The organism is Xenorhabdus siamensis, assembly GCF_037996745.1.
Classification (GTDB): domain Bacteria; phylum Pseudomonadota; class Gammaproteobacteria; order Enterobacterales; family Enterobacteriaceae; genus Xenorhabdus; species Xenorhabdus indica.
This window is the reverse complement of the sequence record NZ_JBBMXE010000021.1, coordinates 41143-55054: the sequence shown is the minus strand read 5'-3', so window position 1 is coordinate 55054 and position 13912 is coordinate 41143. Positions and strand designations below refer to the sequence as shown.

Below are 13912 nucleotides of genomic sequence, written 5' to 3'. Positions count from 1 at the left end.
TCTCTACAGTAACGACGCATCAGTATCCATACGAAATTTGCATTCAAGCAGGTGGTCGGTAATTCGGGTAATCATCTCTTGTGCTAGCCGGTAACAAGTGAGGTCATCCCCCTTATACAGAGCCGCCAAGAGTGTACGCCAGGCGGCGACAACTTCGTTGTGAATGGCAGCCTCTCGGTACAGAAGCTCCATCAAAGGGGCCCATTCGGCCTGAATCTCCAACTCCTGATTGGCAAGCCTGGCTGATTGTGCCTGGGATGCCAGAGTTAGCAGACAGCGCATATCTGTCTGTATTCGGGCATCAGGTTGTATTGCGGCCGCAAAGCTGTCGATCAGTTGCCCAAGCTTTCTCAGTTCTCCCGCCGTTGAACGTTGGGCCGCAAGCCTCGCACTGTGGCCGATCACAGCACAATGAAACTCACTGAAATCCGCCAGTTCACCCGAAGCTATCAGCCGCAACGGGTGATATTTCCGCATTATCTCAACGGAAACCTGGCACACAAAACTACCACCATGACGTCCGCGCCGTGTCTCAATCAACTGCCTGGCACGCAGTGTGTTCAGGGCGTCACGAACGGTGACGGGTGACACACCTAACAACCGCGACAGCTCGTTTTCATTAGGTAGCTGTTCATCGGTTTGTAATATCCCGGAGATGATCGCGTTGCTTAAACGCTCCACAACCTGTTCGGTCCGGGTCGCCTGATCAAGGGGTGCATAGACGATGGAATATGCTGTCATTCTCTAATTCCTGGTCGTAATAACACGGGATTTCAGCATGCCTGCAAACAACGCTAAAAAATACCGTGGGGATGTAACGCTTGCGTATCTTCTGGTACTGGGGTGATCGCATCCCAAAGTTCAGCCACTTGGTCATTCTCAACACGCCATAGCTCAAAATAACTGTGACGTGCTCCAGCAATACTTCCCTCCGAATGAGTCAGAACAAACTGCCCCTCGGCGACTGTATGGTGAATTTTTATATAATGCAGGCCCCTTCCTTCATCTTTGAGTTGTTTAAGAAACGCAATGACCGCAGCCGTACCATCGGGAATATCGGGGCTGTGCTGGCGGAACTTCTCACCATTGGTGTAGTTTCCAAACTCATCATAGTGCCTTTCGATCAGGACTCGCTTGAAAAAGTTAACCACCCGTTCACGGTTTTTCTCCCTGTCGTGGCTATGGCCCGTTTCAGTCGGACCATCTAACTGAGTTCGGCCACTGGCGTTAGGCGCGGACTGTGGCACTAAGCCGTCCCAATGCTCCACAATTAATCCATCGGCCACCCGGTACAAATCAAAACCGACCAACGGCTGATCGTCTAATCCCGTAAAACGCCCGTGGATAGCAACCAGATCACCGTCCTGTAGTACGCGATAGGTTTCATGGTGTAGTTCAGGATGTGCCTGGATCAGCTCCCGCAATCCGGCAAGACCATCTTTGACCAACGGCGAATGCTCAATGAAATTTGGCGCAAAATAACGCTCAAGCGCCTCCACATCACGGTTAGTAAACAACTCGTGGTGCGCGTGCGACACCAAGTCGCGCGGAGATCTATGTTGATTCATTGTGGTTATCCTGTTTCAGTCGTTGGAACTCATCACGTGTTTAATACGCGTATATTCATCGAAACCATAAGCTGACAGATCTTTACCGTATCCAGAGTTTTTAAAGCCACCATGCGGTGCCTCTGCCGTAAGAGGAATATGGGTGTTAATCCAGACCGTTCCAAAATCAAGCTCACGAGACAAGCGCAACGCACGCCCATGGTCGCGGGTCCAAATACTGGAGGCTAGCCCATATTTCACATCGTTAGCTTTCTCAATGGCATCCTGTTCTGTTAAGAATTTCTGCACAGTGATAACAGGGCCAAAAATCTCGGTCTGAATCATTTCATCGTGCTGCTCCAAACCAGTAATCACCGTAGGTTCAAAGTAATATCCCGAACGATCGGCCTGACAGCCTCCTGTTTCGATACGGGCATGAGCGGGCAGACGTGCAATGAACCCTTTGACCTGCTCCAACTGACGAATATTATTAAGCGGCCCATACAATGCCTCTTTATCTTCTGGATCACCAAAACGGATGGCCTTAGCTGCTGCTACCAGTTTAGTAATGAAGATATCGTAAACAGACTCATGCACCAACACACGTGAAGCTGCCGTACAATCTTGACCCGCGTTGAAGTACCCCGCAGTAGCAATGGTTTCCACCGCTTTATCTATATCCGCATCGGCAAAAACAACCGCCGGTGCTTTTCCTCCCAGCTCCAGATGTGCTCTGGTAAGATTAGCCGCCGCCGAAGAGGCAACCTGCAAACCTGCACGTACAGACCCCGTGATGGAAACCATAGCTGCCGTTTTGTGTGAAACGACCAAGGCACCCGCACTGGCATTACCCAACACCACGTTGAAAGTCCCTGTCGGGAAGAGCGGAGCGGATAATTCAGCCAGCAACAGAGTGCTCTCCGGTGTTGTATCGCTCGGTTTAAGTACCACTGCATTACCTGCTGCCAAAGCAGGGGCTATCTTCCACACCGCCATCATCAACGGATAATTCCATGGGGTAACCTGACCCACCACGCCCAGTGGCTCACGCCGGATACTGGTGGTCATACCAGAAAGATATTCCGCAGTAGCCTTACCTTCCAAAAAACGAGCTGCGCCGGCGAAGAAGCGGATATGATCCACCGACGTCGCAATTTCCTCGAAGGCTATCAGGTGCTTGAGCTGCCCTGTATTGCGGCTTTGCACCTCAATCAAACGTTCAGCGTTTTTTTCTACTACATCAGCCAGTGCTAGCAACGCCTGCTGACGTTCCGAAGGTGTACTGCGTCCCCATATTTTAAATGCTGCTTTAGCCGATGCATAAGCATCATCAACATCTGCTGCACTCGCGTTAGGAGAACGCGCATAAGATTTACCAGTGACCGGACTTATCAGATCAAAATATTCGGAACCTTTAGATTCAATATACTGACCATTAATAAAATGCCTGAGAGTTGGTATCGGCATTGCTACCTCCTGGAGGATTGAAGATAAAATATAACCTATGATTTAATATATTTAATGGTTGTATTATCGTCAAATTTGTAGCAAAAATGTAAAATCAAGATAATTTAGATACATACATGCAACTTTCAGCATTTTTGTCAGGAAAAAGATGTAAATCTGTGAGTAAGATCGAGAATTTCATATCATATCACCAATAAAAAACAGGCAGATCGTTGTAATGCAGGCGAAGTTCTCGCCTGCCATGCTTGGTTATGATTTTGGTCTCCCAAAATTATTCTTCTATGACTTCTTCACTTAACCTGCTTCGGAGTATTTTCAAAACACGGTTCATGGTATGGATATCTTCCAGTGATATTCCTTCTGCCAGTTGATTCACCCATGGTGATTCCAACGCCATAGCATGACTGAAAGCCTTGCGACCACTTTCCGTCAACACGACCAGATATGCTCGCTTGTGATGAGGATTTTGTGCAAACTCCACTAGTCCCTCTTTTTCTAGCCCGTTGATAAGACGCTGTACATTTTGCCGATTCATACCCATATCTCTGGCCAGCCATGCGACAGGCTGGGGACTTTCAGCAGACACCATTGTTCCCAGTACCTGCCAGCGAGCACTGGTCAGGCCAATATTGGCTACCAATCGGTTTCCCTCGGCCAGCAAACTGCTGGCCACCCTGAATAAATTAAGTGCCGAGGCACTTAATGCTGCGCCAGCCGGAGTTCTACTCATTTTTTTCATAATGTAACCTGTAAAACATATTGACACCAAATATTCACATTGACATTATGATGTCATGTTGTTGTTATAGTAAAGTTAATTTATGGCGGTATCGGGATCAAATATCCCGGTACCAATGTATTTTCTTATACCCAACAGGTGAAACATGCGTACAACAATCATCCATAGTGTTGCCGGCACATTGGCCATGCTTCTTATCGCTATATTCTGGACATCCACTGTGATTTCGGAACTATTTTTGGATACCACAGCAGTAGTGGCAGTCAAGCATAGTATCGCGTTTTACGGGTTGGCAAGTCTTGCAGTACTGATGGCTGTGACAGGAGGTTCTGGATTTTCGCTAAGTAAAAACAAGAAAGGTCGCCTAATTGACGAAAAGAAAAAACGTATGCCGGTCATTGGTATCAACGGGCTACTCATCATGATCCCAGTAGCCATATTTCTGAACATAAGAGCCTCTCAAGGGATGTTTGACATTTGGTTCTACACTGTTCAGGCTCTGGAGCTGGCAATAGGCTTTGTGCAATTAACCCTGATGAGCAGAAATTTCCAGGCAGGCTTACGACTGACAGGGCGTTTACAGGTAAAAACTTCCTGCTGAAAACACGTTCAACTACATTGCTCCAATATAGGATGATAAGCCGGAACCGTCCAAAATTTTTCTGTATTAATTTTAGTCTGTTTTTTTGAGCATTAACCCAAATAAAGGGTTATCAATAACAGGGATAACTGCAATATCGAATTTGTCTGGTTCCGGCAAAAAATTAATATCCATCAATGCAGCAAATTGTGATGTTGCCAAATGGGCTTCTTCGATATCATCGGCGTATATCACCATCCCAAACTCATTTTCATCCAGCGTGACAAATCGACGGTTACGCGTATTAAACAGTACATAGCCAACCACATCAGGATCTTTTTCAATGAGTCCTAATGTATCGAGTTCTTTCTGAAGTTTTTTTAGTTTCTTCTTTTTCATTATAAATTTCCGTTAGTTATCACAATCTATTATGAGCCCGTAGAAATGGAATGAGGACAGTTATATTTAACTTAGCTATTTCAGATTATTTTGTTATCTGGAAGTTTCCCCGCAATCCGATTAAATTGCCAAATGGTTCTTCTAATTGGCACATTCCTAAACCGTTTTCGATCACCATCGGGCCTCGATATAATTTCGCACCTATTGTCTGAAAATGCTGAATTGCTGTTTTAAGATAAGGGACTGACCAATACATAATCGTGCCATTTTTTCCTGAATAAACTTTATCATCAGCCTGCACTATCTCCAGAATAAAATCTTTGATTTTTAATAGAGTAAAATCAAATTCTTCCAGATAGATACTTTCTACCCTTGGGAATGCGCGTTTATACCACTCAAGGCCTAAGTTAACATCAGGTACAGGAATTAGAAGTGTGGCTGGTTTCATCATACTTACCCTTGCTATAGCAACCAATTAATTCTACCGTATCGAAAGAACTTATCAAATTCTTTCTTGACTAAAGATAAAGGACTTTCTCTAATAATAGTTAAATGAAAAATCAGTTAACTATCTACAAACAAAGGGTAACTATGATTGTTTTTGTGACAGGGGCAACCGCCGGTTTTGGTGAAGCGATTACACGAAAATTCGTTAAACATGGTTCTGTGGTCATTGCTACAGGACGCCGTAAAGAGCGTCTGGATAGATTAAGAGAAGAATTAGGTGAAAATGTTTACCCTATTCAGCTAGATGTAAGAAATCGAGATGCAATTGAGCAAGCTATACAGGAATTACCCGATAACTTACGTAATATCGATATTCTTGTGAATAATGCTGGTCTTGCATTAGGGCTGGAGCCAGCACATCAGGCTAACCCTGATGATTGGGAAACTATGATTGATACCAATACCAAAGGATTGGTGAACATGACCCGAAGTTTATTGCCTAAGATGGTAGAGACCAATCACGGTCATATTATTAATATTGGTTCAATAGCAGCAAGTTGGCCATATGCGGGTGGTAATGTATACGGGGCGACAAAAGCATTTGTGAAACAGTTTAGTTTAGGTCTTCGCGCTGATTTACTAGGGAAAAATATTCGGGTAACGGATATTGAACCAGGGTTGGTTGGAGGAACAGAGTTTTCTCAGGTTCGCTTTAAAGGTGATAATGAAAAAGTGAATAAGACTTATGAAGGTGCTGATGCCCTGACCGCTGATGATGTTGCAGAAGCTGTATTTTGGGTTGCCAATTTACCTGCCCGTGTCAATATCAATACATTAGAAATGATGCCGGTTTGCCAAACATTTGCAGGTATGAATGTACACAGGAATTAATATTCCATCTTTTGATGAATCGTTAGTGTTACAAATGTTATTTTATGCTAGAGATAACGCAGGTTTTTAATACTGATATATTCTATTTCAGGTATAACTCAACGGATACCTTAAGAAAGAGGTTGAAACATGAATATTCATCGTTCTTTAATGGTCAAGACTATCCCTGTATTCTCCCTCCTTTTGCCATTATTTTGGCAGACGCCTGCTTTTTCCAATCCTTGTACATCAAGTAATTGCATCACTATTAATGGTGGTGGTGAAAACTCAATGACTAAAGAAAATGCCCGACAAAGCAAAGAGGAATGGAACGATCAACGGTCTCTACGTAATAAGGTTAATAAACGTAGGGAAAAAGATTTTGATAAACATGAAATTGACGTTGACAATCGTGACGCTTGTTTGAAAAACGCTAACCTGAATGCTTATTGGGAACCGAACACAAAACGCTGTCTGGATATCAATACAGGTCGCCCTATTGACTCCGAATAATCCAAAACCACATCAATAAGATAAGGAGATAAAGTGAAAAAAATCTTGCTAACCGGGGTTATGTTTATTGCTGCTTTTGTATCTTCTGTTTCACAGGCTTCGCAAGATCCACAAAACCAAAACTCACAAAATATAGCGAGTTCGCAAAAACAAAGCATAGTAACGTGCGAAAGTCTGAAAGAGCAAATTGCACAAAAGATCATTAATAATGGTATTAAAGAAACAGACTTCAACCTTGAGGTTGTTGCGAGTGATCAGATGGATTACGGCAGAGGAAAAATTGTTGGAAGCTGTAATCGTGGTAAACAAAAAATTATTTATACCCGATTCACTCATTCCGCTGACGAGAAAAAATCCGATAACTAACACAGTTAAAAAGACAAAAAGGGAGTTAACATACACTCCCTTTTTTGTTTTCCAATTTTTTATCAATTATCAAATGCCGATATAACTGGGATATCCAGATAATGAGACAAATCCCGCTCTTCTGGCCTCAAAAGATAGGGAATTTCACCTAGTTGAGGCGCTGGTATGTGACAACGTAACTTATCTAATACTATTGCGTAATGTGCTAATCCAGGATTAATACGATTGGGTATCCAACCAATCAATGGTAGCCCATCATTAATAATCGATTGGGCAGTCAGAATGGCATGGTTAATACATCCGGCTTGGATCCCAACGACTAAAATAACAGGCAGTTTTTCCTTCACTACCCAATCAGAATAGAACGCATTATCTTGTGATAATGCACGCCAGCCACCTTTTCCATCAACAATTACGCGGTCTGCTTTATGACTCAATTTGTTAAGACAGTTTGTCATTTGAACAAAATCAATTTGATTTTCTTCTCTTGCAAGAAGTTCATATCCTACTGCGGTTGTCCCTTCACGGTTAAAAACTTGCAGTAATGCGCGGGTAACAACTGTTTTACCGATGTTGGTATCCGTGCCTGTAACAAATAAGCGCGTTAACATAAATTCATTTCCGTGGTAACAGATAAACTGGCTACTCTTTAAAACGTCTGTTTATAAAGTTTATAGCGAGCAGATTTGAAGTGTAGGGGATGTATTTAAGATAGGGATTGCGTTAGCTCAATGTTTTGTCAAATGTGTTCTATCCTTGCATGATTTCGAGCAGCAATTGGCCACTGTATAGTGATTGCTTAATCAATGCTGCTGCTGGCAGAGTTCCTGAATTAGTAAATTCAGTAGCAATAATATCAACTTTTTGACTGTATCTCGGAAGTGAAAGCTGAGTAATTTTCTTTCGAATGACAGGATAAAGAATATGTTGTGCTGCGTTCAGCGGTGAACCAATCAATATTTTGTCAGGATTGAAGATGTTGACCATAATCGCCAGGATGTTTCCGATTCTCTTCCCAACATCACGGATAATTTCCATTGCAAAAAGATCACCTTGCTGTGCAGCCTGACAAAGCAACTCAACCGTCAGTGGTGTTTTAGTAAACATTAACGAATCGGGTTGTTTTTCAGCTAACTGCCGGGCTTTTATCAAAATATTTTTGATGCCGACAATAGTTTCCAGGCAACCAGTATTGCCGCAATAGCAGTGTTCACCATCAGGCTCAACTTGAGTATGTCCTATTTCGACAACACTTTGATTTCCTGCATGAAGTATTTGCCCTGCCGTCATAATACCGACACCAACATTATCATCAATGACAACTTGAATAATATTCTGACAATCCTTCCCTGCCCCATATAAAGATTCTGCAATTGTCCACGCAGCAATACCATGCTGCAAAAAAATAGGCACTCCGATACACCGATATAAGAATGAACCAAGAGGAAGATTCTGGATATTGTAATACGGTGAGCTATGAATAATTCCATCAATCGGATCAACAATCGCATTAGTGGTAATACTGATAGCAGTCAAACGCTCAAGACGAGATTGATACCGAAAGAAAAAATCGTCAATCAGGGCAACAAAATCGTCCAGAAAACTTTGATTTTCGGATGAAGAAAATGGTAATTCTTGTTCAGCAACCAGGTTATTGCTTAAATCCCGAAGCCCAAATGCGACACTACCATTATCGATACGTATACATAGAAATTGCCACCCCTGACTATCAACTTTCAATCCGATCGCTGGACGACCACGAAACCCAAAATCAGGAAACTCGACTTCTTTCACTAAGTGAGCATCAAGTAGCTCTCGTGTAATCTTCGTGATACTGGCAGGAGCCAACTGCGATTTTTTAGAGAGTGCAATACGTGAAATAGGTCCATATTGATCAATCAGACGATAAACCAAACCGATATTAATTTGCTTAATCTGGTCAACATGGCTTGGTTGTACGTCCACACTCACTGCGCCTCCCGCTATTTAATTTGCGCCTCTAAATAATTAGTAACGATTATGTCGCGGTTTAAAGCAGAAGATATCCGTTTGAAGCAGAAATGTGATCTTTCACACGAACTTCTCGTGATTGTTACTTTTAATTAACAAATTACATTAACAATATCGGATTAGCCTTGTGATATCGCATTGCTTTATACAACCTATATTACCTATCTTATCGGAAGAATTTGCTGTTTCACCGACGAATAGTAACTTAGCCTTATCCCTTTCTACTGGTATGTTTATTGATCACATGCTCGTATAAAGTTTAATAATTAGTAATATGATTCTGTTGGTAATGAATTAACCTTGTTTAAATAGCCATCAATTATTTCGATGTGTTTGTCTTTTTTCAGAGAAAATAATATACGCTGTATACAACTACGTGAAAGTGTGCACCGCTGTTCTATGTATTTGATAACAGATATATTTTCTCTGAAATCATCTGGCAAAGTGATAAGGCGGGATAATAAGCTGCATACAATTTCTTTAGCGCCATGACGAAATATACTGATATCTCTGGCATACAAAAAAGCCATTTTATAAGAAACTACTCTCATCCACTCCCTGTAAAGATCGTGTTTCTTTATAGCGCCTAACGCACTAATACGAGGTAATTGATATATCTTACAGTCAGGGCCAAGTTCAATAGAGTAATAAACTTCTGCACCAGAATAGAAAGATAACCCCAGAACATACGGTGAAAACACTGTTGCAATGATTAAATCATCACCTAGCCTGCGAATATTTACATATCCCTTCTCAAGTAAAAAAAACTTAGCAAATTCACGCTCAACTTTGATCAACGTACCTTGTGTTGGCTGTTCAGATAAGATTGACTCAGAATACGGTAATAATGTATCAACGATTTTGGTAAAAGAATTTACTGGCTTAATTAATTTATTCATATTAAACCACCTCTGCATATAATCTTTACAAATAAAATCTTTAAAATTAAAAGATTTTCTTATAAGTTTGCTAACTAATTAGTTATTCACTATCACTGATTTTAAAATTTAAAAAATTAAAGGGATACTTGTCTTTAGTTTTTTAACACAATCTATAAATGTTTATCAATAACCCATTTCAAAGATTAATTCTCTTTATCTACCCTATTTGGCTTTATTTTCTTCTTTTTTTGGATAGTTATATTGTTTTTTGTTTAAAAGTATGTTGTAACTAAATATGTAAAAAACATTGGTTTGCGAATTAGAGTAATAGGATATGAATAAATACCTTTCAATAGAATCACTTACATCCTGTTTTAGAAAACAGGAAGAAAAATTGGCTGAGCTGATAGAGTTATTGATGAAATATCCACTTATTGATGCCCAGGTATTCCAATTACCACAAATTGAAAAAGGCGAAGAGCATGAGCAAATTACCGACATTGATGTCAATCCATTACAAGGAAATGAAGCACTTCACTTAGGTTTGAGGTTCTATCAGAAGCTATTCATACACCATAACCACCCTAATATCAGCAGCAAGGCGGCAAGCCGATTGCCAGGTGCGCTATGTTTTTCTGTAAACCACCAGCAATATAAAACCGCAATAAATGTTATAGAGGAAGTTAATCAACTCAAAGCCGAGCTGGAAAACATCGTAACTAAAGAATCAGGAGTCAGCAAAGAACAACGATTTGAATTTGTACACGATCATTTACGTGGTTTAATTACCTTAAATGCCTATCGCACGATAACTCCCCTCGTCAACCCAGATACCATCAATTTTGGCTGGGCCAATAAGAACATCATTAATAAAGTGACTAAACAACAAGTTCTTGAACGGTTGGAAAAAAGTTATAATGCCGGAAAAGCAGTTCCCCCCTACTCCAGCGATCAATGGGCTGCATTGGTTGCATTAGAAATCACAGATGTCAAAAAGCTACCTGATAATGTAGTTTTGAAAATTAAACGACCAGTAAAAGTACAACCCATAGCTCGCGTTTGGTATTCAGAAATACAAAAACAGGTTCAATATGCCTGCCCCCTGCCAATCATCGCTTTTTATACTGAAGATAGCGAGATCAAGCCCAAAGTGGGTACGTTACCGAACTATAATGCCAATGCAATTAAATACCGCCATAAACCTAAAGCAAAACCACTTGAGCTCGTGATACCGCGCTTACACCTTTATCGGGAAATATAAGGCGCACAGTAACATAGATAGAAAAACCGGAGGATTTACCCTCCGGTTCTACATCAGCCAATATCAAAATCAGCAAGAATTATTTCATGCTACCAACCATATCTTCCGGGCGCACCCAAGCGTCAAATTCAGCTTCGGTCAGATAACCTAGCTGCATTGCTGACTGTTTTAGAGTCAGACCTTCTTTATGTGCTTTCTTAGCGATTTCTGCCGCTTTATCATAACCGATATGGGTATTCAGCGCAGTTACCAGCATCAGAGACTCATTCAACAATTGAGTAATACGGTCACGATTAGGTTCAATACCGATAGCACAATGTTCATTGAAACTACGCATACCGTCCGCCAGCAAACGAACAGACTGCAAGAAATTATGAATAACCATTGGGCGGAAGACATTCAGCTCAAAATTACCAGACGCGCCACCAATGTTAATAGCTACGTCATTACCCATGACTTGCGCACATAGCATCGTCATAGCTTCACACTGAGTCGGATTAACCTTACCTGGCATAATAGAGCTGCCCGGCTCATTTTCAGGAATGGAGATTTCACCGATTCCACAACGAGGACCAGAAGCCAGCCAACGAACATCATTAGCAATCTTCATTAATGATGCAGCCAGACCTTTCAATGCACCATGGGAATGAACCAGTGCATCACAAGTACCCAGTGCTTCGAATTTATTTGGTGAAGTTACAAAAGGTTGCCCGGATAATTCAGCGATTTTCTTCGCAACACGAACTGCATATTCAGGATGGGTATTCAAGCCCGTTCCAACGGCTGTTCCACCTAACGCTAATTCACACACATGAGGAATGCTATCTTCAATATGCTTCAGATTATGAGCCAACATTGCGGCCCAACCTGAAATTTCCTGACCTAAAGTCAGAGGGGTCGCATCTTGCAGGTGAGTACGACCAATTTTTACGATGTCTTTATATGCTTCTGCTTTATCTGCCAGTGTTTTTTGCAGTACCTTCAGCTCAGGCAATAGATGCTCACTCAAGGCGATAACGGCCGCAACATGCATTGCTGTTGGAAACACGTCATTCGAACTTTGACTCTTATTAACATCATCATTAGGATGGATCAGGCGTTCATTACCTCTTTGACCGCCAAGGATCTCACTACCACGGTTCGCCAGCACTTCATTCATGTTCATATTACTTTGAGTGCCTGACCCCGTCTGCCAGATAGCAAGAGGGAATTCTGTTGAGTGTTTGCCTTCTAACACCTCTTTCGCCGCAACGATAATTGCCTCACCACGCTCCTTCGGTAAGAGGCCCAGATCCATATTGACACTAGCCGCAGCCTGTTTAGTCAATGCAAGAGCATGGATCAACGCAACCGGCATTTTCTCCTGAGAAATGCGGAAATGTTCCAGTGAACGTTGAGTCTGCGCTCCCCATAATTGGTCAGCAGGTACTTCAATTGGCCCCATTGAGTCTTTTTCAATGCGAGTGGCTGCCATTACTATCTCCTTAGCACACAGAATAATTGAATACGCCGGATCAAACTTTGCAGATAAATTAGTCGGCATTTTTTTATAATGCCATAAATTTATTATCGATAATGCGACCTAATCGTGTTTATTGTATTGTTGTTATATAAATAAGTTTATTTTTTATTATAGGAAATCAAGCCATGCTGAAAATGACCAACCAGATCCAACATTATGATTGGGGAAGTAAAACCGCCCTGACAAATATTTATGGCATCGAAAATCCGGACAATCAGCCAATGGCAGAATTATGGATGGGAGCACATCCGAAATGCAGTTCTTGGGTTACTGATCCTGAAACAGGAGAATCTATTGCCTTAAATCAGCTTATTGCCCAAGATCCGGAAAAATATCTGGGTAAAAAAGTAGCGGATCAGTTCCAGCGTTTGCCGTTTTTGTTTAAAGTGTTATGCGCCGCTCAACCTCTTTCTATTCAGGTACATCCTGATAAGCCTTCGGCAGAAAAAGGCTTTGCTAAGGAAAATGCAGCGGGTATTCCTTTAGATTCACCACAACGCAATTACAAGGATGATAACCATAAGCCAGAGCTAGTGTATGCGCTAACGCCATTCAGAGCGATGAATGCTTTCCGGCCTTTACCAGAAATTGCTGCGCTTCTTAGTGATGTTTCTGGCGCACATCCCGATATTCAGACATTTATGCAAAACCCCACTGAGCAAAATTTATCATTTCTTTTTTCTCAGTTACTGACCATGCAGGGCAAGCAGAAAAGTTTAGCCATTGCAGTATTAAAATCAGCATTAAATAGCCGCCGGGGAGAGCCCTGGGATACCATCAGAAAGATGACTGTGTTCTATCCTGATGATAATGGCCTGTTTACCCCTCTTCTGCTCAATATCGTTGAACTACAACCAGGGCAGGCAATGTTTCTCTATGCCCGTACTCCTCACGCTTATCTTGAAGGCGTTGCACTAGAAGTTATGGCTAATTCAGATAACGTTCTGCGTGCTGGTTTGACCAGTAAACATATGGATGTCCCTGAGTTGATGGCTAATCTGGATTTTATCTCTAAACCGGCCAATATGTTGTTAACTATCCCAACTCAGGAAAAAGACACTCTAAATTACCCTGTTCCTGTCAACGATTTTCATTTTTCTATTTATGCTGTTTCGGAACAACCGATCACGTTAGAGAATGATTCTGCATCAGTTCTATTTTGCTATGATGGTCAGGTAATTATAAATTCTGGTGAACAAGAATTGAGAGTAGTCTCAGGTGAATCAGTCTTCTTATCTGCTATAGAGAAAAATGTGACTGTTCATGGCAATGGTAAAATTGCCAAGGTATCAAATAAATAGTTTAGATTC

General features: G+C 41.7%; 16 protein-coding genes. 6 read left to right on the top strand and 10 right to left on the bottom strand.

Going from position 1 to position 13912, the window contains the following annotated elements; genetic code table 11:
* Window positions 1-3: 3 nt before the first annotated feature.
* From AAC852_RS19305 to AAC852_RS19290, 4 genes are all read right to left on the bottom strand, one after another.
* Window positions 4-741: a FadR/GntR family transcriptional regulator gene (locus AAC852_RS19305; RefSeq protein WP_340622391.1), complete on the bottom strand. Its 738-nt coding sequence runs from the start codon at window positions 739-741 to the stop codon at window positions 4-6.
* A 53-nt stretch (window positions 742-794) separates the two neighbouring features.
* On the bottom strand, window positions 795-1568 hold the full coding sequence (locus AAC852_RS19300; RefSeq protein ID WP_340622390.1) for a nuclear transport factor 2 family protein: 774 nt from the start codon (window positions 1566-1568) through the stop codon (window positions 795-797).
* 15 nt (window positions 1569-1583) lie between these two features.
* Window positions 1584-3014 carry a gamma-aminobutyraldehyde dehydrogenase gene (locus AAC852_RS19295; RefSeq protein WP_340622389.1) on the bottom strand — a complete coding sequence of 477 codons (1431 nt, stop codon included), beginning with the start codon at window positions 3012-3014 and terminating at the stop codon, window positions 1584-1586.
* Between the two features lie 271 nt (window positions 3015-3285).
* Window positions 3286-3753, bottom strand: a complete 468-nt coding sequence (locus AAC852_RS19290; protein ID WP_340622388.1) for a MarR family winged helix-turn-helix transcriptional regulator — start codon at window positions 3751-3753, stop codon at window positions 3286-3288.
* A 145-nt stretch (window positions 3754-3898) separates the two neighbouring features.
* On the opposite strand from AAC852_RS19290, the gene AAC852_RS19285 reads away from it, so the two are divergent.
* Window positions 3899-4354: a hypothetical protein gene (locus AAC852_RS19285; protein WP_340622387.1), complete on the top strand. Its 456-nt coding sequence runs from the start codon at window positions 3899-3901 to the stop codon at window positions 4352-4354.
* A gap of 72 nt (window positions 4355-4426) precedes the next feature.
* Here AAC852_RS19285 and AAC852_RS19280 read toward each other — a convergent pair whose 3' ends face one another.
* Together AAC852_RS19280 and AAC852_RS19275 are read right to left on the bottom strand one after the other, a co-directional pair.
* Complete coding sequence (locus tag AAC852_RS19280; RefSeq protein WP_340622386.1) at window positions 4427-4732, bottom strand: hypothetical protein; 306 nt, start codon at window positions 4730-4732, stop codon at window positions 4427-4429.
* Between the two features lie 85 nt (window positions 4733-4817).
* Window positions 4818-5207 carry a VOC family protein gene (locus AAC852_RS19275; RefSeq protein ID WP_340622385.1) on the bottom strand — a complete coding sequence of 130 codons (390 nt, stop codon included), beginning with the start codon at window positions 5205-5207 and terminating at the stop codon, window positions 4818-4820.
* A 116-nt stretch (window positions 5208-5323) separates the two neighbouring features.
* Here AAC852_RS19275 and ydfG point away from each other — a divergent pair, with 116 nt between their 5' ends.
* The 3 genes from ydfG (at window position 5324) to AAC852_RS19260 (ending at window position 6928) form a co-directional block, all read left to right on the top strand.
* Window positions 5324-6070 carry a bifunctional NADP-dependent 3-hydroxy acid dehydrogenase/3-hydroxypropionate dehydrogenase YdfG gene (gene ydfG / locus AAC852_RS19270; protein WP_340622384.1) on the top strand — a complete coding sequence of 249 codons (747 nt, stop codon included), beginning with the start codon at window positions 5324-5326 and terminating at the stop codon, window positions 6068-6070.
* A gap of 129 nt (window positions 6071-6199) precedes the next feature.
* The gene (locus AAC852_RS19265; protein ID WP_340622383.1) at window positions 6200-6562 is read left to right on the top strand and encodes a DUF1283 family protein; all 363 of its coding nucleotides are present in this window, start codon (window positions 6200-6202) and stop codon (window positions 6560-6562) included.
* Window positions 6563-6595: 33 nt separating this feature from the next.
* A complete protein-coding gene (locus tag AAC852_RS19260) occupies window positions 6596-6928 on the top strand; it encodes a DUF1161 domain-containing protein (protein WP_340622382.1) in 333 nt (110 codons plus the stop codon).
* 62 nt (window positions 6929-6990) lie between these two features.
* Here AAC852_RS19260 and bioD read toward each other — a convergent pair whose 3' ends face one another.
* From bioD to AAC852_RS19240, 3 genes are all read right to left on the bottom strand, one after another.
* Window positions 6991-7539 carry an ATP-dependent dethiobiotin synthetase BioD gene (bioD, locus tag AAC852_RS19255; protein WP_340622381.1) on the bottom strand — a complete coding sequence of 183 codons (549 nt, stop codon included), beginning with the start codon at window positions 7537-7539 and terminating at the stop codon, window positions 6991-6993.
* Between the two features lie 139 nt (window positions 7540-7678).
* A complete protein-coding gene (gene mlc / locus AAC852_RS19250; RefSeq protein WP_340622380.1) occupies window positions 7679-8899 on the bottom strand; it encodes a sugar metabolism global transcriptional regulator Mlc in 1221 nt (406 codons plus the stop codon).
* Window positions 8900-9204: 305 nt separating this feature from the next.
* Window positions 9205-9837, bottom strand: coding sequence for a helix-turn-helix domain-containing protein (locus AAC852_RS19240; RefSeq protein WP_340622379.1), 633 nt, complete (start codon window positions 9835-9837; stop codon window positions 9205-9207).
* 316 nt (window positions 9838-10153) lie between these two features.
* On the opposite strand from AAC852_RS19240, the gene tus reads away from it, so the two are divergent.
* Window positions 10154-11080, top strand: a complete 927-nt coding sequence (gene tus, locus AAC852_RS19235; RefSeq protein ID WP_340622378.1) for a DNA replication terminus site-binding protein — start codon at window positions 10154-10156, stop codon at window positions 11078-11080.
* A gap of 79 nt (window positions 11081-11159) precedes the next feature.
* On the opposite strand, the gene fumC is transcribed toward tus, so the two are convergent.
* Window positions 11160-12554 carry a class II fumarate hydratase gene (gene fumC, locus AAC852_RS19230; protein WP_340622377.1) on the bottom strand — a complete coding sequence of 465 codons (1395 nt, stop codon included), beginning with the start codon at window positions 12552-12554 and terminating at the stop codon, window positions 11160-11162.
* Between the two features lie 173 nt (window positions 12555-12727).
* Between fumC and manA the strand changes: the two genes are divergently transcribed.
* Window positions 12728-13903 (top strand): mannose-6-phosphate isomerase, encoded by a 1176-nt coding sequence (gene manA, locus AAC852_RS19225; RefSeq protein ID WP_340622376.1) that lies wholly within the window; start codon window positions 12728-12730, stop codon window positions 13901-13903.
* Window positions 13904-13912 lie beyond the last annotated feature (9 nt).